Source organism: Pseudomonas fluorescens (genome assembly GCF_902498195.1).
In the GTDB taxonomy this organism is placed as follows: Bacteria; Pseudomonadota; Gammaproteobacteria; order Pseudomonadales; family Pseudomonadaceae; genus Aquipseudomonas; species Aquipseudomonas fluorescens_BU.
On sequence record NZ_CABVIY010000006.1, the window covers coordinates 394,683 to 419,873 of the forward strand.

Genomic DNA, 25,191 nt, shown 5'->3' on the forward strand with positions numbered 1-25,191 from the left:
AGACAAACACCAATAATAATCGCATCAAATGCGGTGCTGAATTCGCGTTGCTGAGGAGTGGGCTTCCATGATCGAAGACTTTTGGAAGGATAAGTACCCAGCTGGAATTGCTGCCGACATCAATCCAGACGAGTACCCGAATATTCAGGCAGTGTTGAAGCAATCCTGCCAACGCTTCGCTGACAAACCGGCGTTCAGCAACCTGGGCAAGACAATCACCTACGGTGAGCTGTACGAATTGTCCGGTGCCTTTGCCGCGTACCTGCAACAGCATACCGATTTGCAGCCGGGCGATCGAATCGCCGTGCAACTGCCCAACGTGCTGCAGTACCCGGTTGCCGTCTTCGGTGCCATCCGCGCCGGGTTGATCGTGGTCAACACGAATCCGCTGTACACCGCGCGGGAAATGGAACACCAGTTCAACGATTCCGGGGCCAAGGCCCTGGTCTGCCTGGCCAACATGGCGCACCTGGCCGAAGCCGTCGTGCCCAAGACCGGGGTCAAGCACGTGATCGTCACTGAAGTGGCCGACCTGCTGCCACCGCTCAAGCGCCTGCTGATCAATAGCGTGATCAAGTACGTGAAGAAGATGGTGCCGGCCTATCACTTGCCCAAGGCCATCAAGTTCAACGACGTGCTGAGCAAGGGTCACGGCCAGCCAGTGACCGAGGCCAGCCCGGCCAGCAGCGATGTTGCCGTGCTGCAGTACACCGGCGGCACCACCGGCGTGGCCAAGGGCGCGATGCTGACCCATCGCAACCTGGTGGCGAACATGTTGCAGTGCAAGGCGCTGATGGGCTCCAACCTCAACGAAGGCTGCGAGATCCTGATCACGCCGCTGCCGCTGTACCACATCTATGCCTTCACCTTTCATTGCATGGCGATGATGCTGATCGGCAACCACAACATCCTGATCAGCAACCCGCGCGATTTGCCGGCGATGGTCAAGGAACTGTCGAAGTGGAAGTTCAGCGGCTTCGTCGGCCTCAACACCCTGTTCGTGGCCCTGTGCAACAACGAGGGCTTCCGCAAGCTGGATTTCTCGGCGCTGAAAGTCACCCTGTCGGGCGGCATGGCCCTGCAATTGGCGGCGGCCGAGCGCTGGAAAGCGGTGACCGGTTGCGCCATCTGCGAAGGTTACGGCATGACCGAAACCAGCCCGGTGGCCACGGTCAACCCGATCCAGAATATCCAGATCGGCACCATCGGCATTCCGGTGCCGTCGACCCTGTGCAAAATCATCAATGATGCAGGCACAGAGCAACCGATGGGTGAAATCGGCGAGCTGTGCGTGAAAGGTCCGCAGGTGATGAAGGGCTACTGGCAGCGCCAGGAAGCCACCGATGAAATCCTCGACAGCGAAGGCTGGTTGAAGACCGGTGACATCGCGCTGATCCAGCCTGATGGCTACATGCGCATTGTCGATCGCAAGAAAGACATGATCCTGGTCTCCGGTTTCAACGTGTACCCCAACGAGCTGGAAGACGTGCTGGCGACCCTGCCGGGCGTGCTGCAATGCGCGGCCATCGGTGTGCCAGACGAGAAGTCGGGCGAGGCGATCAAGATTTTCATCGTCGCCAAACCGGGCGTGACCCTGACCAAGGAACAGGTGATGGAGCACATGCGCGCCAACGTCACCGGTTACAAGGTCCCGCGCTCGGTGGAATTCCGCGATGCGCTGCCGACCACCAACGTCGGCAAGATCCTGCGGCGCGAACTGCGCGATGAAGAGCTGAAGAAGATCAACGCGAAGAAAACCACCGCGTAACCCACGAAAAGCCCCGCGGATGCGGGGCTTTTTGTTGTAGCAAGGTCAAAAGATCGCAGCCTTCGGCAGCTCCTACATGGATCGCATTCCCCTGTAGGAGCTGCCGAAGGCTGCGATCTTTTGTGTTACTGGCGGAACGGCGCGAAGTTGACGTTGGTGCCGGCCGGGCGCATGTCCTGCAGGTACGAGTCCTTGTCGGCGCTCAGTTCCAGGCTCAGGGCGGCCTTGCGCTTGCCCTGGTTGCGCACCACCAGGCCTTCGAGTTTCTCGCGCAGGAACACTGTCGGCACTTTCAGGTGCAGCAGCTCGTCGGTCGCCGGGGTGTGCATCAGCAGGTGAATCCACTCGTACTGACCAATGGCCAGGCGCGCCACCGGGAGGTCGAACCACCAGATGTTGCGGTTGCGGTTCAGTTCGGCGAAGTGGCAGTTGTTGACGCCAAGCACAGCACCGCCGAGTTCCAGGTTTCTGCGGGCAATGGCCTGCTTTTTATCGAGTTTCATAACATTCCTACGGGTTGGATCTTCAGCGCCAGGGCCTGAATACGTTGCGCATTCTCGGGGGTTGCCGGGTAAACATAAAGCCCAACCTGCACTGAACGATGAAATGTCGCCGTGAAAATAAATGAAACTCCGCGCAAATGCGCCCGGTCAACCCTGTGTAACGACTTTTCTCATTGATTTGTTCACAGGAGAAACACCATGAGCAGCACTGGCGATAAAGTGAAAGGCATGGCCAACGAAGCGGTCGGTAACGTCAAGCAAGGCGTAGGCAAAGCCACTGACAACACCAAGTTGCAAGCCGAAGGCAAGTTGCAGGAAAAGAAAGGCGAGGCGCAGCAAGCGGTCGGCAAGGCCAAGGATGCCATCAAGAAAGGTGTCGACAAGGCTTGATCGGGCCTTTGACGCGTATCAGGAGCGGCCATCCACGGATGGCCGTTTTTGTGTCAGCCTGAACTTGAGCGGCGAAATTGTTTCAAAGTCGCCAGGTAGGCTACTTTGATGTAAGAAAACGGCCCCCTGAGTCGCCCTGACTTCAACTCCATTTTGCGGCGAAAGGAGACGCTAATGATTTTCCCGGACATGAAAAGCCTGCCCCTGCACCGTGTGATGATGCGCACGGTGACCGAGTTCGTCGACGACGAGATGTCGACCTATGCCTCGGCGCTGGCCTATCAAATGCTGTTTTCGCTGTTTCCCTTCATCCTGTTCCTGATCGCGCTGATCGGTTTCCTGCACCTGCCGGACTTCTTCTCCTGGCTGCGCCTGCAATCGGAACTGGTGCTGCCGCCCCAGGCGCTGGAACAGGTGAACCCGGTGATCGACCAGCTCCAGCAATCCAAGGGTGGTTTGCTGTCGGTGGGTATCGTGATTGCGCTGTATACCGCCTCGGCCGGCGTGCGATTGATGATGAGCGCGATGAACGCCGCGTACGACGTGGTCGAAGGTCGCCCGCTGTGGAAGCGCTTCCCGCTGTCGGTTTTCTACACCATCGGCATTGCCGGGATGTTGCTGGTCGCCGCTGCGTTGATGGTGCTCGGGCCGCAGGTGATGGGCTGGATCGCCTCACAGGTCGGGCTTGAAGACTTCATTGTCACGGTCTGGACCATTGCGCGGTGGCCGGTCATCGTGATTCTGATGATGATCGCCGTGGCGTTGATCTATTACGTCATGCCGGACGTCAAACAGGAGTTTCGCTTTATTACCCCCGGCTCGGTGCTGGCGGTGGTGGTGTGGATCATCGCGTCCTTGGGCTTTGCGTTTTATGTCAAGACATTCGCCAACTACAACGCCATGTATGGCAGTATCGGCGCGATCATCGTGCTGCTCCTGTACTTCTACATTTCCGCCGCCGTGCTGCTGCTGGGCGCCGAGATGAACGCGGTGATCGAGCATATGTCCCGCGAAGGCAAGGACCCTGGCGAGAAGGTCCCCGGCGAGCACGGTCCCGGCCATGAAGAGAAACACCACGTGTCCGGGCTAGGCCGGGATCACTCGGTGAAGCCACCCACTGACGAAGTCATCAAATGATCCGTGAAATCCTGAAAATGGGCGATGAGCGCCTGCTGCGTATTGCGCCACCGGTTCCGGCGCACATGTTCGACAGCCCTGAGTTGTGGCAGTTGATCGACGACATGTTCCAGACCATGGAAAGCGTCGGCGGAGTGGGCCTGGCCGCGCCGCAGATCGGCGTCGACCTGCAATTGGTGATCTTCGGCTTTGAACACAGCGAGCGTTATCCGGACGCGGAAGCCGTGCCGCAGACGATTTTGATCAACCCGTTGATCACGCCGTTGAGCCCGGTCATGGAAGAAGGTTTCGAGGGTTGCCTGTCGGTGCCCGGCTTGCGTGGCGCGGTGGATCGCTATCAACAGATCCGCTACGAAGGTTTCGATCCCAAGGGTGAGCCCGTCGTACGCATCGCTTCCGGGTTCCATGCGCGGGTGGTGCAGCATGAATGCGATCACCTGATCGGCCGGTTGTACCCGTCGCGCATCAGCGATTTCAGCAAGTTCGGGTTTACCGAAGTGATGTTCCCTGACCTTGATCCGAACGCGGACGACTGAATCCACCGCTAGACCACTGTGGGAGCGGGCTTGCTCGCGAAAGCGGAGTGTCAGTCAACAGGTGTATCGACTGACACTCCGCTTTCGCGAGCAAGCCCGCTCCCACAGTTGGATGGTGCTTATTTCGTTGGTTTGACGAACCGCAACGTCATCCGGTCCGATTCACCAATCGCCACATACTTCGCCCGATCCTTCTCGCCCAGCGTCAACGCCGGCGGCAGCGTCCACACACCTTCCGGGTAATCCTTGGTGTCTTTCGGATTGGCGTTGATTTCACTCTGCGCCTCAAGCTTGAACCCCGCGTCGGTCGCCAGTTTCACCACGTAATCGGTGGTCAGGTAGCCGCTGTGTTTGGTGTCCTCCAGCGAGGTTCCCTCCTTGGCCCGATGGTCCACCACCCCAAGCACGCCGCCCGGTTTCAGTACTCTGAAAAAGGCCTGGAACATCAGCGGCGCGGTATCGGCCAGCACCCAGTTGTGCACGTTGCGAAAGGTCAGCACGGTGTCCGCCGAGCCAGGCTGGCCGAAAGCCGGGGCCTTTGGGTCGAACTCAAGCACCTGGGCCTTGGCGTATTGCCCGGGCGCAGCGGCGAATTTGGCCTTGAGCTTCTCTTCATTCTTGCGCGCGTAATCACTGACCGTCGGCGCCTGGACCGCCGCGATGTAGTGGCCATTGTCCTTGAGCAGCGGCGCCAGTAACTCGCTGTACCAGCCGTTGCCGGGAGTGATTTCAATGACGGTGTGCGTCGGTGCCAGTCCAAAGAATTGCAAGCCCTGCTGCGGATGACGATAGACATCGCGGGCGACGTTTTCCGGTGCGCGCCAGTCGCCGGCCAGTACCTTGGCGTACTGCTCGGCAGACACCGTCGGCGCGGCGGCCTGGCTAAAAACAGGGGCGAGCAGAGCGGTCAGCGTCACAGCCAGTAGAGCAGGTTTCATGGGGCGTCCTGAGCGAAGTCGAAGTTGACAGCGAGGCTAGCACGCAGCGCTCAGGGGCCGATCACACATTATCGACGGTAGACCTGACAAACGGTTCTAAGCCCATGGCGATCATCGGTTTGCTGCGCGCGTACCGGCTCAGGCGCTCGACCATGGCGTAGGGCATCGACGGATCGAAGGTGAAGCCGCGGTGCTCGTAGAACCCGCGCAGGTCCGGATGGCAGAACAGCCACACCGGCAGCTCGACCTCTTTGACCGCTTCAGCGATCAGGGCGGCGGCGACTCCCTGTTGACGACAGGCCGGATCGACGAACAAACCGGTCAGCCAATGTCCGCCGGACACCGGTCGCAAGCACAGCGCGGCGATGATGTCGTCACGGCGCGCGACCCACAATTGCGCGTCGCGAACGGCTTTCATTGATGACTGGTGGGCGCGATAAAACTTGTTCATCAATGGCCATAACGGTTCATCGAGTCGGGAGTATTGGGTGTTGTGCATGGGACTAAACTGTTGGAGGGCAAGCGCGCGATTATAAAAGAACGCGCACGCCGGGATAGGTGTATACCTGATCTCACATCCCCTGTCAGTGGAGTACGCATCATGTCCAAAGGTATGGATTCGAAGAAAGCCGACAAGAAAAAACCGGCCAAAACCGCCATCGAAAAGCGCGCCGACAAGAAAGCCAAAAAGGTCAATGTGTTCGGCCATTGAACCCGTTTAACCCTGTAGGAGCTGCCGCAGGCTGCGATCTTTTGACTTTGATCCTTTCAGCATCGCTGAAAAGCAAGATCAACAGATCGCAGCCTGCGGCAGCTCCTACACGGATCAGCAACAAAATAATCTGCAGGAAATCCCGGCGTCGTTGCACAGAAGGGGACAGGTCCCCGATCCGAGCAACGCCATGCCCCATTACTTCGATAATGCCCACCGAGAAGAAATCGAATCCCTGCGCCAACGCCTGACCGCCCGCACCGAGTGGCCGACCTGGTTGTTATTGATTGGCGTCTACAGCGCCTGGTTCACCCTCGTGCTCAACAGTCATACGTTGGGTGTGTGGGCGAGCACGTTGTTGTTAATCCCCGTGGTGGTGCTCTGGCTGTCGGTGCAGCACGAATTGCTGCATGGCCATCCGACCCGCTGGCCGGCGCTGAATAAAGTCCTGGGCTATGCGCCGTTTGCCGTCTGGTATCCCTACACCCTGTATCGCGACAGCCATTTGCTGCACCATCGCGACGAAGACCTGACCCACCCCGGCCGCGATCCGGAAAGCCGCTATTTGAGCGCCGAGCACTGGCAACGCAGCTCGCTGTTCGAACAGGGCCTGCACTGGCTGAACAAAACCGTACTTGGCCGCTTCGCCCTCGGTGCGCCGCTGGCCTTGCTGGGCCTGGCCCGGGAAGAGCTGCAACGACTCTGGAGCGGTGATCGTCAGGCCTGGTTCATGTGGTCCAGCCACGGCGCGCTGACCCTGCTGATGCTGGTGTTCATCGCGCGCTACAGCGCCGTGCCGGTGTGGCATTACCTGTTGCTGGTCAGTGTGCCGGCGCTGTCGATCGCGATGATTCGCTCCTACTATGAACACCGCCCGCACGTGCAGCCTGAACAGCGCACCGTGCTCAACGAAGCGGCCTGGCCCTGGCGCTGGTTGTTCCTTAACCTCAACCTGCACCTGGTGCATCACGACTTGCCCGGGTTGCCCTGGTACGACTTGCCCCGCGTCTACCGCGTTCGGCGCGAGCAATGGCTGGCGCGCAGCGGCGGGTTTCTGGTGCAGGGTTATGGGCAGTTGTGGCGCGAGCACGGGCTGAAGGCGATCGACAGCCCGCGACATCCGTTTCACTGATTTTTTGGATCGACGACCCCCTTGTGGGAGCGGGCTTGCTCGCGAAAGCGGACTGTCAGGCAACATGGATGTTGAATGTTGATCCGCTTTCGCGAGCAAGCCCGCTCCCACAGGGGATTTATGCTGGATGGGATTTTTTCATGACTCAACACCTCGCCGAACTGCTGATGTACGTCGCCCCCGAACCCATCCGCCAGGCCAACGAACGCTGGCTGGCGCGCATCCTCGAACGACTGGGCGCCACACGCCGAGACGCCCGGGGTGTGTCTTTGATGGACCTCTGGCTCTCCCCGCACTTACTGCTCACGCAAACCTGCGGTTATCCGTTGATGACCGCGTTGCGGGGCCAGGTCCGGGTGCTGGGCCGTCCTCGTTACGAGTTGCCCGACAGCAGCGCCGGCAACCATTGCAGCCTGTTGCTGGCTCGTACGGATGATTCGCGCCGAACCCTGGCGGGCTTTCATGGCAGCCGTGGCGTGATCAACGGCGAGGATTCCAACAGCGGCATGAACCTGCTGCGTCATCGACTGGCGCCGTTGCATCGCGAAGGGGCATTTTTTGCCCGCGTCGGCATCAGCGGCAGCCACCGCGAAAGCCTGCGCTGGCTGCGTGAGGATCTGGCCGATCTGGCGGCCATCGACAGCGTGACCTATGGCTATCTGGCGCGTTACGCCGCAGAGGAGGTGGCCGGGCTGCGGATTGTGGAGCGCAGCGCATTGAGCCCGACCTTGCCGTACATCACGGCGGCGAGCGTCAGTCATGGGCAGGCTGAAGAGATTCGGCAGGTGATGAATGAAACCTTGGGCGAACTGCCGGAGGTCGCAGAGGTTCTTTGTTTGCGGGAAGTATTGTCGGCCAGTGAAAGCGACTATCAGATCGTTCTGGATTACCAGCAGGAATCTCAGGCGTTGGGGTACGGGCGGTTGCGTTAAAGTTTGAGCAGAGTGTCGACAGACCTTTTTTCGCGAGCAGGCTCGCTCCTACAGGATTTACGCGGACCTGTGGGAGCGAGCCTGCTCGCGATGGCAATCTGCCAAGCGGCACAAATGTATATTTCTTAATGGAATATAAAAATCACTTTTAAATATTATTAATGAATAAGGCTCCTTGCTAGGATCGCGACACCGGACGACCGGACATTCAGCGACCCCTAACCCTTGGAGCCTCTATGTCCGGCACCGACCTTTCCCATCGCAATGCCGTGGGCGGATTGTTCCGCGCCCATTACCCGTGGCTGTGCGCGCGATTGCGCCAGTCTATGGGGACCGGTCCCGGCGTCGAAGACATCGCCGCCGAGGCCTTCGTGCAATTGCTCGAAGCTCCACAGGCGATCCCGATCCGCGAACCTCGTGCTCTGCTCACCACCATTGCCCGGCGACTGGTGTTTGAGCAATGGCGCCGTCGCGATCTGGAGCGCCGGCACCTGGATCAATTGCAGCACGTTGATCAGCCTGCAGCGCCGTCCCCCGAAGAACTCGCCCAATTGACCCAGGCACTGCATGGCCTGGACCGCACGCTGGCGCGACTGCCCGGCAAGGTCAGGGCGACCTTTCTGCTGTCGCGGGTCGATGGCCTGACTTACCCGCAAATCGCCGCCGAGCTGGGCATTTCCCTGCGTTCGGTCAGCGCCTACATGACCCGCTCCGACGCCTTGTGCGCCCGGCACAGCGCCAACCAATTCCTTACACAGAACAAGAGGTCCGCATGAGATCGCTCAAAACCCTGCTCGGCAGTTCGCTGCTGGCCCTGAGCCTGATGGCCAACCCGGCATCGGCGGCGGAAAAATCCGCGCCCATCCACTTCGGTGACATCACCTGGGAAAGCGGCAGCCTCATCACCGAGATCCTGCGCCTGATCGTCGAAAAAGGTTACGGCTACCCCACCGATACCTTGCCCGGCAGCACCGTCAGCCTCGAAGCGGCGCTGGCCAAAAACGACATCCAGGTGATCGGCGAAGAGTGGGCCGGGCGCAGTCCGGCGTGGGTCAAGGCGGCCGCCGAAGGCAAAGTGTTCGGCCTGGGCGACACGGTCAAGGGCGCCACCGAAGGTTGGTGGGTGCCGGAGTATGTGATCAAGGGCGACCCCGAGCGCGGCATCAAACCCTTGGCGCCGGAGCTGAAATCCGTGGCCGACCTGGCCAGGTACAAGGATGTGTTCCGCGATCCCGAAGACCCGAGTCGCGGGCGTTTCCTCAACAGCCCGACCGGCTGGACCTCGGAAATCGTCAACAGCCAGAAGCTCAAGGCCTACGAACTGACCGGCAGCTTCGTCAACTTCCGCACCGGCTCCGGCGCAGCACTGGATGCCGAAGTGGCGTCGTCGATCCGTCGGGGCAAGCCGGTGCTGTTCTACTACTGGTCGCCGACACCGCTGCTGGGCCGCTTCAAACTGGTGAAGCTCGACGAACCGCCGTTCGACGCCGAAGCCTGGAAGACCCTGGCCGACGCCAACAACCCGAACCCCAAGGGCACCCGCTCGATGCCGGCCAACCTGGCCATCGGCGTGTCCGCGCCGTTCAAGGCGCAGTACCCGGACCTGGTGGCGTTTTTCGAAAAAGTCGACCTGCCAATCGATCTGCTGAACCAGACCCTGGCGCAGATGAGCGAAAAACGGCAGAAACCGCGCGATGTCGCCGAAGCGTTTTTGCGTGACCAGCCGCAGGTGTGGAAGGGTTGGGTGCCGGGGGAGGTGGCTGGCAAGGTGAGTGCCAACCTATAGTCCTGTAGTGCCTGATCAATAGCCTTCGCGAGCAAGCCCGCTCCCACATTTGCCCCGTGGAATGCGATCAAATGTGGGAGCGGGCTTGCTCGCGAATGAACTTAAGCCTTGCGCCAATTGCGCAGCCAGCGAGCCCATCAGCGCCAGCCGCTCGCCAGTCCCCCCTTGAACCCCACCAATCACGGCCTTCGGCAGCTGCAATGCAGACGTTGCTGAACATACCCGCTGAACCGATTTTGTCCTGATAAGTGTCCGAATAATGGCCGACTAGTGGCCTTGCGCGGGCATGATGGCTGTCTATGCTCAGTCGTAACTAACCATGTCGGTCACCTCCAGCTGACCGTGATGCACACCTTGAGAGTGCGCGGCACAAGGCACCCAACCATCCAGGTACGGAGCTTTTCGTTAAAGGGAGTTTGCTTATGAATACGTTAGGGCTGGCCCCTTCATGGGCTATCAAGAACAGGATGTCTTGATGAGGATGTCGTAACAGGACCCTCCGATTGAACATCATTTATTACCTGACCATGTCCTTCCTCTGGAGGGGCGCGTGTGCCTGTCGCTGGATGTAGTGGATTCAAGAGACCCGGACATCAATTTCTCGAAAAGACCGCGCTTGGGGTAATACGACCATGTTTAACCTGCATAACAAGGCTGACTTGCTGGAAATCGAACGCTTCAGTTGTGCGCTGACCGAGGCCAATGCCAAGTTGGCCGCGGTCAGTCGTTCGATGGCGATGATCGAATTCACCCCCGAGGGCATCGTGTTGGATGCCAACGAAAATTTTTGCAGCGTCATGGGTTATAGCGCCGACGAAGTCCGCGGCAAGCACCACCGGATTTTCTGCGAAGAGGCGTTTTACCGCAGCGAGGCCTACGCCCAATTGTGGCGGGATCTGGCGCGGGGCGAGGCGGTCAGCGGGACCTTTTCGCGGTTGAACAAGCGCGGCAAGGAAATCTGGCTCGAAGCCAGCTACATGCCAGTGTACGGCCCGGATCGCCAGGTCCGCAGCGTGATCAAGGTGGCCACGGACATCACCGACAGGGTCAACCGGGAGCACGAAAACGAAAGCCGGCTCGCGGCGATCGGTCGCTCCATGGCGGTCATCGAATTCACCCCGGACGGCAAGGTGATCACGGCCAACGAAAACTTCCTCAAGACCCTGCATTACTCGCTCAACGAAGTCATCGGGCAGCACCACAGCCTCTTCTGTCACCGTGCCGAAGCCGAGTCGCCGGCGTACAAGGCGTTCTGGGCGTCACTCAACCGCGGCGAATATCACTCGCACCGTTTCGAACGCAAGGACAAGTTCGGTCATACGGTATTCCTGGAAGCTTCCTACAACCCGCTGTTCGACGCCAAGGGCCGGTTGTACAAGGTGGTGAAGTTCGCCAGCGACATCACCCGACAGATGACCACCCTGCAAACCGCCGCGGAATCGGCCCACAGCACTTCGGTGCAAAACGACGCCTGCGCGCGCAAGGGCTCGGAGGTGGTGCAGCAAACGGTGCAGATCATCCAGGACATTTCCAGGGACTTGAACGAAGCGGCCCTGAGCATCGATGCGGTGAGCAAACAGTCCGACATCATCGGCACCATCGTGCAGACCATCCGGGGCATTGCCGATCAGACCAACTTGCTGGCGCTCAACGCCGCGATCGAGGCGGCCCGCGCCGGGGAGCATGGCCGGGGGTTCGCGGTGGTGGCCGATGAAGTGCGCAGCCTCGCCGCACGCACCAGCCAGGCAACGCTGGAGATTGTCGATGTGGTACGCAAGAACCACGATTTATCCGTGAGCGCGGTGTCGAGCATGCAATCGAGCCTGAGCCGCACCGGGCTCGGGGTGGAACTGGCGAACGAGGCGGGGGAGGTGATCCTGGAGATTCAACAGGGCTCGCGGCATGTGGTCGATGCGATCAGCCAGTTCAACTCGACGTTGCAGCTGAATTAAACGCAAACCCCTGTAGGAGCGAGCATGCTCGCGATGGAGGTCAACGATTACGCGGGCTTTCTGAATGCCCGCAGCGTCGCGGAGTCCATCGCGAGCATGCTCGCTCCTACAGGTGCAAGGCTGTAATCAAAGCGAAGCCAGAAATTTGTCCACGACCTGAGCCGTATCCTGATTGCCATTTTCCTGCGCTTTCTCCGCCTTGGCGATTTCGGCCTTTTGCTGCATACGCTCGGCAATTTCCTCACCGATCGCCTGCTGCTTCTCCGGCGGCATTTGATCGACTTCTTCCTGGGTCAGCCCCATCTCCTGCAGGATCGCGTCGCGCAGGCGCTGTTCCGGGGTTTTGCTCATGTATTCCTGGAATTCGGACGTGGCCGAGCCGTCCTTGATCCGATCCTTGACGTCATCCGGCAGCGGCGCATTGACGGCTTGCAGATTCACCCGGGTCTTGGCGAACGCCTCGTCGACGTTGTCGCTGATCCGCGTGGCTTCGCTGACCTGCTGCGTCGCCTGTTGGGTGGCGGATTCCTGGACCTGCGTGCCGGTTTGCGCGGTTTGCGCCTGCACATTGTTTTGCAGGGCCTGGGCCATGGCGCCCTGGAGTCCGGCGACGGCTTCGCTGGTCGGATCTTCACCAGGGCGTTTGGGGAGCGGTGTAACCAGGTTGGGTTTTGCACTGACCAACATGATGGGTAGACCTTATGAGTGGTGGTGGTCCAGTGCCTTGAGCAAATACTGTGCCTGTGAATGTAGCGCCTTGATAATCAATGGGTTGGCGCCCATTCAACCCAGGTTTGACTGAAAGGTGGGCAAGTGTTTGCCGACGAACGGCAAGCGTTGTGCGCTCAGGGCAGGCCGTTGCAGCAATGCTTGAGAAAACCGGGATGTTGCGCCAGCCGCTTGAAATACTCGTCGACCGCCGGGTAGTCAGACCGCTCGATGGGGGTCATCAACCAGCGGTTGACCGACAGGCCGATGACAATGTCGGCCAAAGTAAATCGGGAGCCGGCAACGTAGGCTTTGGTGGTCGCGAGTTGATGTTCGAGGATGCCCATCTTTTGGTTCCACCCACGCACACCCACCTCCAGGCGATGCGGGTCCTGGAATTCCGGGTCCTTGCGCACCAGTGCCATGAACGCATAGCTCCAGGACGGATTGAGCTCGGTGGCTTGCCAATCCATCCACTGTTCCACCCGGGCGCGGGCGGCGGGTTCGGTGGGCAGCAGCTCGGCGTGGTGATGGTGATGCTTGCCGGCCAGGTAGCGGCAAATGGTGTTGGATTCCCACAACGGCCCGTTCTCATCAATGATCACCGGGACCTGGGCGTTGGGGTTGAACCGGAGGAACTCGGGGCTGTGGGTCGAGGCAAACCCGCTGCCCCAATCCTCGCGCTCGTAGGACAGGCCCAGTTCCTCGCAGGTCCACAGGACCTTGCGGACGTTGATCGACGAGGCTTTGCCGAGGATTTTCAGTGCGTGTTCCATGAAGCGACTCCATCCACAATGACGTACAGACAAGTGTAGGAGCTGCCGCAGGCTGCGATCTTTTGATCTTGTTTTTAAAAAGCACAGTCAAAAGATCGCAGCCTGCGGCAACTCCTGCAGGATGTGCGCCTTGCCAGGGGGCTTACGTACTCTCCCGCACCTTCAGCTCAAACCCCATGTCCTGCACCGGTTTGGCCACGGTATTGCCGGCCATCAGCGTCAGCATCTGCTCTGCCGCGCGGCGGCCGATGGCTTCACGCGGGGTGCTGATGCTGCTCAGGCGCGGGACCATGTGGGCCGAGGCGGGCAGGTCGTTGAAGCCGAGAATCGCCACCTGCTCGGGGATCCTGATGCCGCAGCGCATGGCTTCAAGCAGCGCGCCCTGGGCCAGGTCGTCGTTGCCGAAGAAGATCGCATCGACATCGGGATGACTGGCGATCATTTGCAGGAACAGCTCGCCGCCCAGGCCGACGGAAGACGGGCGCGGCGTCAGCACTTCCAGCGCCGGGTCATACAGGCCGGCTTTCTGCAGGGTGCGACGGAAGCCTTCGCCACGCAGCAAGGTGCGTTGGTCGAGTTGCGCACCGATGTACGCCAGGCGCTTGCGGCCGCGAGACAGCAAATGATCGGCGGCGGTTTCGCCGGCGGCCAGTTGCGAAAACCCCACGCAATTGAGGCCGGCGGCGCTGTCCAGCTCCATCATGTACACGCAGGGAATGTTGCTGGCTTCGATCATCCGCCGCGAACTTTCGGTGCGGTCGAAGCCGGTGAGCAGCAAGCCACGCGGCTGATAGGCCATGTAGTTGCGCAGCAGGTTTTCTTCTTCATCGCGTGAATAGTGAAAGTTGCCGATCAGCACTTCGAAGCCCTTGGGGCGCAAAACCTGATGAATGGCTTCCAGGGTATCGATGAACAACAGGTTGGACAGGGAGGGCACCAATACCACTACCGAATGGCTCTGGGCCGAGGCCAGGGCGCGGGCGGCGGAGTTGACCACGTAGTTGAGTTCAAGCGCCGCGTTCTGCACCTTTTCCACCAGTTCGGTGGCCACGGTGCTGACGCCGCGCAAGGCGCGGGAGGCGGTAATCGGGCTGACGCCGGCCAGTCGGGCGACTTCGTTCAGGGTAGGGCGGCCCGTGGTGCGCGTATTTTTATCGTTCTTGGTTGAGGTCATCGACGGCTTGCCAAACAAAATACAAGGCACTAAGGTAGCGCTGTCTCGATGCAGCTGCAAATGCGTGAGCGGGGGTTCGCCTGATCCTCGCTTTTTGGCGTTGGAGACGAACATGCTGCAACCCACAAAAATGACAAGAAGGCGTCGGCAACTTCTACTTTTGATTGAGTGTCATAGCTTGCAAAGGTAGCGCTGTCTGCGCGCTGAGGTGTTACATGAATCATCCCATCACCGCCCTGGTCATCATGGGCGTTGCCGGTTGCGGCAAGACGTGCGTCAGCGAGGCCCTGTGCCAGCTCAGCGGCGCCACTGCCATTGAAGGCGACTCTTTCCACCCTGCCGCCAATATCGAAAAGATGAGCGCGGGTATCCCCCTGAACGACGAAGACCGTGCCGGCTGGCTCGACAGCCTGTGCGATGAACTGCGCCGCATCGACGCCCTGGGCCAGCGCCCGGTACTGACCTGCTCGGCCCTCAAGCACATTTACCGCGAACGCCTGCGCAGTGCCTTGCCAGGCCTGGGCTTCGTGTTCCTGGAACTGACCCCCGAAGTCGCCGCCGACCGCGTTTCCCATCGGCCGGGCCACTTCATGCCCTCGACCCTGATCGACAGCCAGTTCGCCACCCTCGAATCCCCCGTTGGCGAGCCCTTGACCCTGGCCCTCGATGCGTCGACACACAGCGTCGATCAGTTAGCTGTCCAGGCGCACCACTGGTGGCTTGAGCACGGCCTGCAACGCGCCGGTTAATTTTTGCTCGCAGAGATAGCGCTGTCCTTATGGCTTTCGAATTACCCGCTTTAATAACAACAACAACCAGGAGACACCCCTAATGTTTGGCATGTCCCACGAGACGTTCCTGCTGCTCGATGCAGTGGTCACGGTGATCGGGCTTATCGTCCTGATCACCAAGTTCAAGTTTCACCCCTTCATTGCCCTGATCATCGCCGCCGCCTTCCTCGGGCTGACGTCCGGCATGCCGATCGGCACCATCATCAAGGCCTTCCAGGACGGCTTCGGTGGCGTGCTCGGTTTCGTCGGGATCATCCTCGCGCTGGGCACCATGCTCGGCAAGATGATGGCCGAGTCGGGCGGGGCGGATCAGATCGCCCAGACGCTGATCCGTGCCTTCGGCAAGGACAAGGTGCAGTGGGCGATGATGTTCGCCGCGTTCCTGGTGGGCATTCCGCTGTTCTTCGAAATCGGTTTCGTGCTGCTGATCCCGCTGGTGTTCATCGTCGCCCGGCGTACCGGTGTGTCGATCATCAAGATCGGTATCCCGCTGCTGGCCGGTCTGTCCGCCGTGCACGGCCTGGTGCCACCGCACCCGGGCCCGTTGCTGGCGATCGGCGTGTTCGGTGCCGACATCGGCAAGACCATTTTGTACGGCCTGATCGTGGCGCTGCCTACGGCGATCATTGCCGGTCCGATCTTCGGGACCTTCATTGCCAAGCACATCCCCGGTCACCCGAATCAGGAACTGGTGGATCAACTGGCACGCGAGACCGATTCGGCCGATCTGCCGAGCTTCGCCATCACCCTGGTCACCGTGCTGTCGCCGGTGTTCCTGATGCTGCTCAAGACCTTCGCCGATGTGGTGCTGCCGGACGGTAACTTTTTCCGCACCTTCATGGACCTGATCGGTCACCCGATCTCGGCACTGCTGATCGCATTGCTGCTGTCGCTGTACACCTTCGGCTACAAGCAGGGCATCGGTTCGCAACAGATCCTCAAATGGCTGGACGCGAGCCTCGCCCCGACCGCTGCGATCATCCTGATCATCGGCGCCGGCGGTGGCTTCAAGCAGATGCTGGTGACCAGCGGCGTGGGCGACGTGATCGGCCACATGGCGGTGGCCGCGCAGATCTCGCCGATCCTGCTGGCGTGGCTGGTGGCGGCGGTGATCCGCATCGCGACAGGTTCCGCGACCGTGGCGACCATTACCGGCGCGGGCATCGTGGTGCCGGTGGTCGGGATGATTCCAGGGGTTAACCGCGAGCTGCTGGTGCTGGCCACCGGTGCCGGCTCGTTGATCTTGTCGCACGTGAACGATGCCGGTTTCTGGCTGGTGAAGCAGTACTTCAACATGACCGTGGCGGAGACGTTCAAGACCTGGACGGCGATGGAGACGATTCTGTCGGTGGTGGGGTTGGGCTTTATTCTGTTGTTGTCGTTGTTCGTTTAAGCGCAGTTGGCAGGCACAAAAAAACCGCAGTGATGCGGTTTTTTTGTGCCTGCGTTCAGGCCGTCAATCTCAATGCTTATCTGGCCACGGACTTCGAATACCGCTGGCAGTTGAAGGGATCTGTTTGACACCAGAGTCGGTGCCGCTGATCCTGAGTCCGTCCCTCGTTTTTTCCCTACTGAACTGGTTCTGTGGACGCACACCGTAGTTGCCCTCGAGGATGATTCCAGTGCGAACGCTTTTGCTTTCATTGGGAGTAGAAACGGCGCCTGGCTGGGCACTGGAGCTTCTTGTAGGAGAAGGCGTTGACCCTGTAGGTAAACCCTTTTGTGGCGTCGATTTTTGCAAGGTTGTTTTGCTGGGTTTCAGGAAAGGTGTGGCTTGGTTCTTATTCATTCCAACCAAGATGCCCGTCATGCCTCCGGTCCTGGCCTGTTTGGCTATTCCAGCCGTGCGCCCCGCACCGCCGCCTGTACCGACGGGAGAAAGGATCTGCATTACATCTGCAAATCTGTTGAAGAACCATGTCGAAAGCCAACTTTCGCCTGACGGGTCCGCACGCATCACCGGCTCACCACCGCAATACGCGAACCCGTTTAAGCCACCCTTCCCGAACGGGCTGAACATGTCCGGGCTATGAAACCGCATCAATCGCGGGTTATAGACGCGATATCCCTTCCCCAAAACATACCAATCAGTCTTCGCCTCACGCAGTTCTCCGTTAAATCCTTGCTGCGTCATAACCTCCTGCCGGGAGGATTGTTGACCATAGGGGGCGTAGGCGAGGTGGTGAAGGGGGCCAGCCATCTCGGCGAGCACGGTATTTTTGCTGTCGCCGGCTAACAACAGGATGCGGGATGTTTGATTGGCAGGTTCTGATGTAGGCATCGGGAGACCTTCGGTTAACGACGCGTCAATAAAGGCCTCCAGCATTTCATGTTGTTCCCGGGCCGGGAACTGACAGATCTGCTAGGTAGCGAGGGTGCAATACGAAGCCAGAATGTGGGAGCGGGCTTGCTCGCGAAGGGGGCGTAACATTCAAAGTACATGTTGAATGTCAGTCCGCTTTCGCGAGCAAGCCCGCTCCCACAGTTGTCATGTGTCAGGCGTTGGTTTTTGCGACCAGCCCGTCCGCCCGGAACATCCCGCGAATCCCGCGCACGGCCTGGCGAATCCGGTCCTGGTTTTCGATCAGGGCGAAGCGCACGTGATCATCGCCGTATTCACCAAAGCCCACGCCCGGCGAGACACAGACCTTGGCTTCGGCCAGCAGTTTCTTGGCGAACTCCAGCGAACCCAGGTGGGCATAGGCCTCGGGGATCTTGGCCCAGACATACATGGACGCTTTCGGGTTCTCGACCATCCAGCCCAGTTCATGCAGGCCCTTGACCAGCACGTTGCGCCGCTGCCGGTATTGCTCGGCGATGTCGCGCACGCATTGCTGGTCGCCTTCGAGCGCCGCAATGGCCGCCACTTGCAGCGGGGTGAAGGTGCCGTAGTCGTGGTAGCTCTTGATCCGCGCCAGGGCGTTGACCAGTTCCGGGTTGCCGACCATGAAGCCGATGCGCCAGCCCGCCATGTTGTAGCTCTTGGACAGGGTGAAAAACTCCACCGCAATGTCCTTGGCGCCGGGCACCTGCATGATCGACGGGGCTTTCCAGCCGTCGTAGACGATGTCGGCGTACGCCAGGTCGTGGATCACCAGCACGTCGTACTGCTTGGCGAGGGCGATTACCCGTTCGAAGAAGTCCAGTTCCACGCACTGTGCGGTGGGGTTGGACGGGAAACCGAGGATCATCATTTTCGGTTTCGGGATCGACCCGCGAATCGCCCGTTCCAGTTCGGCGAAGAAATCCACACCCGGCACCAGCGGCACCGAACGCACCTGGGCGCCGGCAATCACGGCACCGTAGATGTGAATCGGGTAGCTCGGGTTAGGCACCAGCACGGTGTCGCCCTGGTCGAGGGTGGCCAGCATCAGGTGCGCCAGGCCTTCCTTGGAACCGATGGTGACAATGGCTTCGCTTTCCGGGTCGATGTCGACCTCGTAGCGTTCCTTGTACCAGTTGGAAATCGCCCGGCGCAGGCGCGGAATACCCTTGGATGTCGAGTAGCCGTGGGTGTCTTCGCGCTGGGCGACCTGCACCAGTTTTTCGACGATGTGCGGCGGCGTGGCGCCGTCGGGGTTGCCCATGCTCAAGTCGATGATGTCTTCGCCACGACGACGGGCGGCCATCTTCAGCTCGGCTGTGATGTTGAAAACGTAAGGGGGGAGTCGATCTATGCGCGCAAAGCGGCGCGGCGAACCTTGTTCGGCCATTGTTGCCTCGGATAACGTAAGCGCCCGGAACCGTCCGAGCGACGCTGGTCACTGCGGTGACCTGTGGCGGAATGTACGGGCAGCTGTGGCAGACTGTCCAGCCTCTATGTAAACAAATTTTTCCGAAGGAAAGGGTTCGATGGAATTTACCAGTGGCTTCTTGTTGAGCCTTTCGCTGTGCCTGGATATCGGCGTGGCCAACATCGCAATGATCACCCTGGCGATGCAGCGCGGCTATTTTCAGGGCTTCGCCCTGGGCCTGGGCACCTGCGTCGGCGACCTGATCTACGCCGTGCTGGCGCTGGCCGGCATGACGGTTCTGCTGCAATACGAAACCGTGCGCTGGGTGTTGTGGATCGGTGGTTCGGCGCTGCTGGTGTACTTCGCGGCGAAGATGATTTATTCGGCGATCCACCATGAGGCGCTGCTGGCCGAGACCGCCGAGGTAGGCCAGAACTCCCATCGCAAGGAGTTCTTTCGCGGGATTTTCCTCGCCATGTCGTCACCCAGTGCGATTCTCTGGTTCGCGGCGGTGGGCGGCACCCTGATCGCCCGTTCCGGCGGTGGCGGTGCGCTCAGCTCGGCGCTGTTTCTCGGCGGTTTCCTCTGCGCGGGGCTGCTGTGGTCGGCGGGCCTGTGCTTCGCGGCCAGCCACGGCGGCAAGTTGCTCGGCGACAAACTGCTGCGCTATTCGTACCTGGCATCGGCGGCGATCTTCTGCTATTTCGCGGTGTACGTGATCCTATCGGGCTACAACGAGTTTGTCGGCGCCGGGGCCGTCGAGGCGTTGCACACCCTCTGACTGGGCGAATCGGGTTTGGCCTCTATACTCCCAGCCGAACCCACTTTTCGCTCCAGGAGTCGAGCCATGGATGAGCAAACACGCGTTGAAGTGACGGAACCGCGCTTCGAACACGGACACTTCCTGCTGATCGCAGGACTAGGCGGACGTTTTACCCAGCAAACCACCCAGGGCATCCCGGCACTCTGGGAGACCTTCATGCCCCACATCGGCAATGTTCCGGGCCAGAAAGGCGAAGTGACCTACGGTGTGTGCTGCAATTTCGACGGCAAGGGCGGCTTCGACTACATCGCCGGCGTCGAGATCAGCAAACTCGACGACTTGCCGGACCAGTACCGTTGGGTCGAGGTGCAGCCGCAGTTGTACGCGGTGTTCGAGCACAAGGGGCCGCTGGAGGCCTTGCCGCAGCTGTTTCAGTACATCTTCGGCACCTGGCAGCCGCAGTCGGGGCATGAGGTGCTGGACGCGCCGGAGCTGGAGCGCTACAGCGAAGACTTCAACCCGAAGCTCAACACCGGCAAGCTGGAAATCTGGGTGCCGATCAAGGCCTGACCCTGTCGTCGCAAGGCGGATCGAAGGATTCGCCTCTCGATGTCTTTTCGACGCTGATTTATGATCCGCGACCTTCCCATCTGATTTGCGACCCGCCATGAACACCGTCATTCGCCCCGTCACGCCTGCTGACCTGGACCGCTGCTACGCCATCGAAACCGTTGCCTACGAAGGCGACGAAGCCGCCACCCGCGAGAAAATCGCCACCCGCATCGCCACCTGGCCCGAAGGGTTTATCGTCGCTGAAGTGGACGGGGTGGTCGCCGGTTTCATCAATTCCGGCGCGGCATTCCAGGTGGAAATGTCGGACGAAGCGTTCAAGGAACTGATCGGCCACGATCCGGCCGGCCCGCACGTGGTGATCATGTCGGTGGTGGTGCACCCCGACTATCAGGGGCAGGGCCTGGCGAAGCGCCTGATGGGCGAATTCATCGAGCGCATGCGCGCGATGGGCAAGGTCAGCATCAACCTGATGTGCAAGGAGCGGCATATCCCGCTGTACGCCGGATTCGGCTTTGCCTACGTCAAGCCTTCGGCCTCGGACCATGGCGGGATGGCGTGGCATGAGATGGTGCTCAACCTCTGACCCCAACACAGATCCCTGTGGGAGCGGGCTTGCTCGCGAAAACGGTGTATCAAACAACATCAATGTTGACTGATACACCGTTTTCGCGAGCAAGCCCGCTCCCACATTGAATAGGGGATGACCTCAAAAAATCAGGCCCATCCGCCGCTCATAGCCGATCCGGCCCTTGTATGCCTCGCCGCTGTCGACAAATCCATATTTGCCATACAGCGCAATCGCCGATTCATTGTCCGCATCCACCGACAATTCCAGCCCCCTGATTTCCGGCCAGGCCTGGCGCGCCACCTCGGGCAGCGCTTGCAGGCAGGCCTTGCCATACCCCTTGCCTTGCTGACGCTGGTCGACCTGAAGCGCATGCAGCGTGGCGCTGTGCTCGTCGGCCCAGGCCGGCAACACCGGCGGGCGCTTGAGCAGCAGGAAGGCGACGGCAAGGTCGTCGGCCAGCAGGGCAAATCCCTTGACGCCAGGGCCGGGGCGGGACAGCAGGGTGTGCAAGGCACCGTGGATGTCACCGGAAAACCTGATCTGCCCGGGATGAACTTCGATGGCCTCGACCTGCTGGCGCTGCAGCGCGTTCAGGCTTTCGTAGGGCACGAGTCGGGTGGTCACTGGCGTGTCCTTTTTCCAACAGAAATGAGCCTCGGATTCTAGCGATTTCGCGTGGGTGGATTATTTTTATTTCACCTGTCGATTCGCCGGATCGCCAGACGACTAAGGGTGTCTTCACCATAAAAACCACGGAGAACCATCATGAGCGCTACCCACGAAATCCAGACCTTGATCGACACCTATCGCCAGGCGGTCGTCGCCAAGGATGTCGATAAAATCATGAGCTTCTATGGCGAGGACATCGTCTCCTACGACGCGGTCAAGGCCCTGCAATTCCGCGGCAAGGCCGCCTACCGTGCGCATTGGCAGGCCTGCATGGAAATGTGCCAGGGCCCGCACAAGTTCGACTTCGACCACATGAACATCGTCGCCGACGAACACATCGCCTTCGCCCACTGGCTGGCCCATTGCGGCGGCACCAATGAGAAGGGCGAAACCCAGGCCTGCTGGATGCGCGTGACCGCCTGCTATCGACGCGAAGCCGGGCAATGGCGCATCGTCCACGAACACTGGTCGGCACCGTTCGACATGGAAAGCGGCGCGGCGCTGTTCAATCTGGAGCCCTGAGATGAACCCTTCGGTCAGGAGAGCACGATGAAATATTTATGTCTGGTCTACAGCGATGAGCGCCTGTTGCATTCGCTGCCGGAGAGCCCCAAGGACGAGGAGTGCATGGCCTACGCCGAGTCGGTGCAGGGCAGTGGCCGGATGGTCGCCGCCGAGGCGCTGGAGTCGGTGCAGACCGCCACCACCGTGCGCATGCGCAACGGCAAGCTGTCGATCACCGACGGCCCGTTCGCCGAAACCAAGGAACAGTTGGCGGGCTTCTACCTGATCGATGCCAAGGATCTGAACGAAGCGATCCAGGTCGCCGGGGACATTCCGGCTGCACGGGTCGGCTGTGTCGAAGTGCGCCCCGTTCGTACGTTGAATCCTTGAGATGCCTGATCTTTCGGTGTCGGTGCGGGTCGAGCAGGTTTATCGACAGGAGTCGAGGCGCATCCTGGCGACGCTGATCCGCCTGCTCGGCGATTTTGACCTGGCCGAAGAGGCCTTGCACGAGGCGTTTTTCGTCGCGGTCGAGCGCTGGCAGCAGGACGGCGTACCGGACAACCCGCGCACCTGGCTGGTGTCCACCGGGCGCTTCAAGGCCATCGATGTGTTGCGCCGGCGCGCGCGCTTCGCTGCCTCGCGACCGATGTTGATCGCGCAACTGGAGGCGCTGGAGCAGGCCGACTGGAGTGACGAAGACGTGGAAGACGATCGCTTGCGCCTGATCTTCACCTGTTGTCACCCGGCCCTGGCGGCGGACGCGCAAGTGCCGTTGACCCTGCGCGAAGTCTGCGACCTGACCACCGAAGAAATCGCCCGGGCCTTTCTCTCGGCGCCAGCCACCATCGCCCAGCGCATCGTGCGCGCCAAGGCGAAAATCCGTGATGCAAAGATCCCTTATCAGGTGCCGTCCCTGGCGGAGTTGCCCGAGCGCCTCGACAGCGTGCTGCGGGTGATTTACCTGGTGTTCAACGAAGGCTACTCGGCGTCCATCGGCGCGCAAGTGACCCGCGAGGAGTTGACACGCGAAGCGATTCGCCTTGGCCGGTTGTTGATGGAGTTGTTGCCGGAACCGGAAGTCATGGGCCTGCTGGCGTTGATGTTGTTGCACGAGTCGCGGCGGGTGGCGAGAACCTCCACGACCGGCGAGCTGATTTTGCTCGACGAGCAGGACCGAGGGTTGTGGGACCGCGAGATGATCGACGAAGGCTGTGCGCTGGTGGAGCGGGCGCTGGGCACCCGGCGATTCGGCCCCTATTGCCTGCAGGCGGCGATTGCGGCGGTGCATGCCGAAGCGCCGTCGGTGGAGCAAACCGATTGGGCGCAGATCGTCGGCCTGTATGACGTGTTGCTGCGGGCCGTGCCGTCGCCGGTGATCGAATTGAACAGGGCGGCGGCGCTGTCGAAACGCGATGGGCCGTTGGCGGGGCTGAGGCTGGTCGAGGCGATTCTGGATCGCGGTGAGCTGCTGGATTACCACCTGGCGCACTCGGCGCGGGCGGAGTTTTGTCGGCAGCTGGGCCGGGTGGAGCAGGCGCGTGCGGCGTATGCGCGGGCGCTTGAGTTGACCCGGCAAGAGCCGGAGCGGCGGTTTATCGAGGCTCGGCTCAAGGCGTTGGAGTGAGGTGATCTCAAGGGCCTCTTCGCGGGCAAGCCCGCTCCCACAGGGTTTTGGGTCGATCACACCATGTATATCCACCCTCAATCACTGTGGGAGCGGGCTTGCTCGCGAATGGGCCACGCCACTATTCCAGCATCTTGCCCAACAACCAGCTCCCCGCCGGCCCCGGCGGATTCAACCGCGACCACAACGCGTCCACATACACCGTTTTCGGCCAGCCGCGCACTTGCAACTCCTGCAGCGTTCCCGGGCCAAAACGCTCCACCAGCCAACGGGGCAACGGCGCCCAACCGAATCCGCCCTGGGCCATTTCCAGCAGCATCAAATAACTGGGCGCCGACCAGACGCGGCCCTTCGCCCGGCTTTCATACGGGTTGACGATGGTCGCCAGGCGCAATTCCCGGTGCTGTTGCAGCACGTCCTGTTCGAGGTGTGCCAGCGTGGCCAGTGGATGCCGGGGCGAGACGAACAGGGCGATTTCGGTGCGTTCGTCCACCGTTGAACTGACCAGGTCCGGCGGGTAACTGTCCTGCATCTCGGCGAAGGCCACGTGTGCCCGGCCGCTTTGCACCAGCGCCACCAGGTCGTCGCATTCCGCGATCAGGCATTCGAGTTCAAGGTCCGGGTAGCGCTGCTCGAAGGCACTGAGCGAGGCTTCGAAACGGTCGGACTGGTAGGTGTCGGACAGGGCCACGGTGAGCTTCGCCTCGACGCCTTGGGACAGTTGGCTGGCGGTCATTTCCAGGCGGCTGGTGGCGGCCAGGATGTCCTCGGCCCGTTGCAGCATCACGTGCCCGGCCGGGGTGAGGGTGGGTTTGCGGCTGCTGCGGTCGAACAGCACCAGGTTCAGGTCGATTTCCAGGCTGGCCACCGCCGCGCTGATGGTCGACTGGCTGCGCCCCAACTTGCGCGCCGCCGCGGAGAACGAGCCCTGCGTCGCTGCCTGGACGAACGCCTGCAACACTTCCTGGGAGGCCATGAACTATCGCCTTGATCGATGGTTATTGGTTAGGAAGTATCGGGGTGATGTTGGACCATGGCAACCATCGCTATTCAGGAGGTTGGTCATGAACATCAACAAATCCATCACAGAACGTATTTTTCAGGCCGTCGGTTTCGAACTGCTGGCCATCCTGATCTGTACCCCATTGCTGGCGTGGATCATGGATAAACCGATGCTGGACATGGGCGTCGTCACCGTCGTCATTGCCATCCTGGCCCTGGCCTGGAACGTAGTGTTCAACGGAGTGTTCGACCGCGTGCTCAAGCGCTTTGCCCTGACGCATAACGCCTGGACCCGCGTGGCGCATGCGCTGTTGTTCGAAGGTGGCCTGGTGGCCCTGGGCGTGCCGCTGATTGCCTGGTGGCTGAACATCAGCCTGTGGCAAGCGTTCCTGCTGGACATCGGTGTGCTGCTGTTTTTCCTGCCGTACACCTACGTTTACCACTGGGTGTATGACGTGATGCGTGCGCGTATGGTCAACGCATAACCCTGTAGGAGCTGCCGCAGGCTGCGATCTT

At 60.6% G+C, this 25,191-nt stretch carries 27 protein-coding genes and 2 pseudogenes; 19 read left to right on the top strand and 10 right to left on the bottom strand.

All coding sequences use genetic code 11. The features are described from left to right. The first annotated feature begins 67 nt into the window (after positions 1 to 67). The gene (gene fadD1, locus F8N66_RS23265) at positions 68 to 1,768 is read left to right on the top strand and encodes a long-chain-fatty-acid--CoA ligase FadD1 (protein ID WP_150772398.1); all 1,701 of its coding nucleotides are present in this window, start codon (positions 68 to 70) and stop codon (positions 1,766 to 1,768) included. A gap of 125 nt (positions 1,769 to 1,893) precedes the next feature. Here the strand turns inward: fadD1 and F8N66_RS23270 are convergent, their stop codons facing one another. Further along, positions 1,894 to 2,271 carry a hypothetical protein gene (locus tag F8N66_RS23270; RefSeq protein WP_150772399.1) on the bottom strand — a complete coding sequence of 126 codons (378 nt, stop codon included), beginning with the start codon at positions 2,269 to 2,271 and terminating at the stop codon, positions 1,894 to 1,896. 198 nt (positions 2,272 to 2,469) lie between these two features. On the opposite strand from F8N66_RS23270, the gene F8N66_RS23275 reads away from it, so the two are divergent. The 3 genes from F8N66_RS23275 to def all read left to right on the top strand — a co-directional run bounded on the left by F8N66_RS23275 (position 2,470) and on the right by def (position 4,334). Further along, a complete protein-coding gene (locus tag F8N66_RS23275; protein ID WP_027612573.1) occupies positions 2,470 to 2,661 on the top strand; it encodes a CsbD family protein in 192 nt (63 codons plus the stop codon). Positions 2,662 to 2,835: 174 nt separating this feature from the next. Further along, on the top strand, positions 2,836 to 3,798 hold the full coding sequence (locus F8N66_RS23280) for a YihY/virulence factor BrkB family protein (protein ID WP_150772400.1): 963 nt from the start codon (positions 2,836 to 2,838) through the stop codon (positions 3,796 to 3,798). Beyond that, complete coding sequence (gene def, locus F8N66_RS23285) at positions 3,795 to 4,334, top strand: peptide deformylase (RefSeq protein ID WP_150772401.1); 540 nt, start codon at positions 3,795 to 3,797, stop codon at positions 4,332 to 4,334. The genes F8N66_RS23280 and def overlap by 4 nt, the downstream gene beginning before the upstream one ends. A 119-nt stretch (positions 4,335 to 4,453) precedes the next feature. Here def and F8N66_RS23295 read toward each other — a convergent pair whose 3' ends face one another. Next, the gene (locus F8N66_RS23295; RefSeq protein ID WP_150772402.1) at positions 4,454 to 5,272 is read right to left on the bottom strand and encodes a class I SAM-dependent methyltransferase; all 819 of its coding nucleotides are present in this window, start codon (positions 5,270 to 5,272) and stop codon (positions 4,454 to 4,456) included. Positions 5,273 to 5,333: 61 nt separating this feature from the next. Continuing rightward, positions 5,334 to 5,771 (bottom strand): GNAT family N-acetyltransferase, encoded by a 438-nt coding sequence (locus F8N66_RS23300; protein WP_150772403.1) that lies wholly within the window; start codon positions 5,769 to 5,771, stop codon positions 5,334 to 5,336. 403 nt (positions 5,772 to 6,174) lie between these two features. Between F8N66_RS23300 and F8N66_RS23305 the strand changes: the two genes are divergently transcribed. From F8N66_RS23305 to F8N66_RS32270, 6 genes and pseudogenes are all read left to right on the top strand, one after another. Further along, entirely contained in the window at positions 6,175 to 7,116 is a 942-nt protein-coding gene (locus tag F8N66_RS23305) for a fatty acid desaturase (RefSeq protein ID WP_150772404.1), read from the top strand. A 140-nt stretch (positions 7,117 to 7,256) separates the two neighbouring features. Then, positions 7,257 to 8,048, top strand: coding sequence for a phosphate/phosphite/phosphonate ABC transporter substrate-binding protein (locus F8N66_RS23315; RefSeq protein ID WP_150772405.1), 792 nt, complete (start codon positions 7,257 to 7,259; stop codon positions 8,046 to 8,048). Between the two features lie 236 nt (positions 8,049 to 8,284). After that, entirely contained in the window at positions 8,285 to 8,824 is a 540-nt protein-coding gene (locus tag F8N66_RS23320; protein WP_150772406.1) for a sigma-70 family RNA polymerase sigma factor, read from the top strand. Further along, on the top strand, positions 8,821 to 9,834 hold the full coding sequence (locus F8N66_RS23325) for an ABC transporter substrate-binding protein (RefSeq protein WP_150772407.1): 1,014 nt from the start codon (positions 8,821 to 8,823) through the stop codon (positions 9,832 to 9,834). Before F8N66_RS23320 ends, F8N66_RS23325 begins: the two co-directional genes overlap by 4 nt. Positions 9,835 to 10,571: 737 nt before the next feature. Next, positions 10,572 to 11,237: pseudogene (locus F8N66_RS32265) on the top strand (PAS domain-containing protein); the annotation flags it as partial. Between the two features lie 129 nt (positions 11,238 to 11,366). Then, a pseudogene (locus tag F8N66_RS32270) lies at positions 11,367 to 11,786 on the top strand (methyl-accepting chemotaxis protein); the annotation flags it as partial. Positions 11,787 to 11,912: 126 nt separating this feature from the next. On the opposite strand, the gene F8N66_RS23335 reads toward F8N66_RS32270, so the two are convergent. From F8N66_RS23335 to F8N66_RS23350, 3 genes are all read right to left on the bottom strand, one after another. Beyond that, positions 11,913 to 12,473, bottom strand: coding sequence for a hypothetical protein (locus F8N66_RS23335; RefSeq protein WP_150772409.1), 561 nt, complete (start codon positions 12,471 to 12,473; stop codon positions 11,913 to 11,915). Between the two features lie 158 nt (positions 12,474 to 12,631). Then, positions 12,632 to 13,270 (bottom strand): glutathione S-transferase family protein, encoded by a 639-nt coding sequence (locus F8N66_RS23340; RefSeq protein ID WP_150772410.1) that lies wholly within the window; start codon positions 13,268 to 13,270, stop codon positions 12,632 to 12,634. A gap of 142 nt (positions 13,271 to 13,412) precedes the next feature. Further along, complete coding sequence (locus tag F8N66_RS23350) at positions 13,413 to 14,444, bottom strand: LacI family DNA-binding transcriptional regulator (RefSeq protein ID WP_150772411.1); 1,032 nt, start codon at positions 14,442 to 14,444, stop codon at positions 13,413 to 13,415. Between the two features lie 215 nt (positions 14,445 to 14,659). On the opposite strand from F8N66_RS23350, the gene F8N66_RS23355 reads away from it, so the two are divergent. Both F8N66_RS23355 and F8N66_RS23360 read left to right on the top strand, forming a co-directional pair. Continuing rightward, the gene (locus F8N66_RS23355; protein ID WP_150772412.1) at positions 14,660 to 15,193 is read left to right on the top strand and encodes a gluconokinase; all 534 of its coding nucleotides are present in this window, start codon (positions 14,660 to 14,662) and stop codon (positions 15,191 to 15,193) included. A gap of 82 nt (positions 15,194 to 15,275) precedes the next feature. Continuing rightward, positions 15,276 to 16,628, top strand: a complete 1,353-nt coding sequence (locus F8N66_RS23360) for a GntP family permease (RefSeq protein WP_150772413.1) — start codon at positions 15,276 to 15,278, stop codon at positions 16,626 to 16,628. Positions 16,629 to 16,697: 69 nt separating this feature from the next. On the opposite strand, the gene F8N66_RS23365 is transcribed toward F8N66_RS23360, so the two are convergent. Next, positions 16,698 to 17,561 carry an RHS repeat-associated core domain-containing protein gene (locus F8N66_RS23365; protein WP_150772414.1) on the bottom strand — a complete coding sequence of 288 codons (864 nt, stop codon included), beginning with the start codon at positions 17,559 to 17,561 and terminating at the stop codon, positions 16,698 to 16,700. A 169-nt stretch (positions 17,562 to 17,730) separates the two neighbouring features. Next, complete coding sequence (gene alaC / locus F8N66_RS23370) at positions 17,731 to 18,948, bottom strand: alanine transaminase (protein WP_150772415.1); 1,218 nt, start codon at positions 18,946 to 18,948, stop codon at positions 17,731 to 17,733. Positions 18,949 to 19,087: 139 nt separating this feature from the next. Here alaC and F8N66_RS23375 point away from each other — a divergent pair, with 139 nt between their 5' ends. The 3 genes from F8N66_RS23375 (at position 19,088) to F8N66_RS23385 (ending at position 20,888) form a co-directional block, all read left to right on the top strand. After that, entirely contained in the window at positions 19,088 to 19,750 is a 663-nt protein-coding gene (locus tag F8N66_RS23375) for a LysE family translocator (protein ID WP_150772416.1), read from the top strand. Between the two features lie 66 nt (positions 19,751 to 19,816). Next, positions 19,817 to 20,302: a GyrI-like domain-containing protein gene (locus F8N66_RS23380; RefSeq protein WP_150772417.1), complete on the top strand. Its 486-nt coding sequence runs from the start codon at positions 19,817 to 19,819 to the stop codon at positions 20,300 to 20,302. Positions 20,303 to 20,399: 97 nt separating this feature from the next. After that, a complete protein-coding gene (locus tag F8N66_RS23385) occupies positions 20,400 to 20,888 on the top strand; it encodes a GNAT family N-acetyltransferase (protein WP_150772418.1) in 489 nt (162 codons plus the stop codon). Positions 20,889 to 21,011: 123 nt separating this feature from the next. On the opposite strand, the gene F8N66_RS23395 is transcribed toward F8N66_RS23385, so the two are convergent. Beyond that, complete coding sequence (locus F8N66_RS23395; RefSeq protein WP_150772419.1) at positions 21,012 to 21,497, bottom strand: GNAT family N-acetyltransferase; 486 nt, start codon at positions 21,495 to 21,497, stop codon at positions 21,012 to 21,014. A 141-nt stretch (positions 21,498 to 21,638) separates the two neighbouring features. On the opposite strand from F8N66_RS23395, the gene F8N66_RS23400 reads away from it, so the two are divergent. From F8N66_RS23400 to F8N66_RS23410, 3 genes are read left to right on the top strand one after another with little or no spacing between them, the layout of a single operon-like run. Next, positions 21,639 to 22,064 carry a YybH family protein gene (locus tag F8N66_RS23400; protein WP_150772420.1) on the top strand — a complete coding sequence of 142 codons (426 nt, stop codon included), beginning with the start codon at positions 21,639 to 21,641 and terminating at the stop codon, positions 22,062 to 22,064. A gap of 27 nt (positions 22,065 to 22,091) precedes the next feature. Further along, a complete protein-coding gene (locus F8N66_RS23405) occupies positions 22,092 to 22,436 on the top strand; it encodes a YciI family protein (protein ID WP_150772421.1) in 345 nt (114 codons plus the stop codon). A gap of 1 nt (position 22,437) precedes the next feature. Beyond that, positions 22,438 to 23,673 carry an RNA polymerase sigma factor gene (locus F8N66_RS23410; RefSeq protein ID WP_150772422.1) on the top strand — a complete coding sequence of 412 codons (1,236 nt, stop codon included), beginning with the start codon at positions 22,438 to 22,440 and terminating at the stop codon, positions 23,671 to 23,673. Between the two features lie 121 nt (positions 23,674 to 23,794). Here F8N66_RS23410 and F8N66_RS23415 read toward each other — a convergent pair whose 3' ends face one another. Then, complete coding sequence (locus F8N66_RS23415; RefSeq protein WP_150772423.1) at positions 23,795 to 24,649, bottom strand: LysR family transcriptional regulator; 855 nt, start codon at positions 24,647 to 24,649, stop codon at positions 23,795 to 23,797. Positions 24,650 to 24,737: 88 nt separating this feature from the next. On the opposite strand from F8N66_RS23415, the gene F8N66_RS23420 reads away from it, so the two are divergent. Further along, on the top strand, positions 24,738 to 25,160 hold the full coding sequence (locus F8N66_RS23420; RefSeq protein WP_150772424.1) for a multidrug/biocide efflux PACE transporter: 423 nt from the start codon (positions 24,738 to 24,740) through the stop codon (positions 25,158 to 25,160). Positions 25,161 to 25,191: the final 31 nt, after the last annotated feature.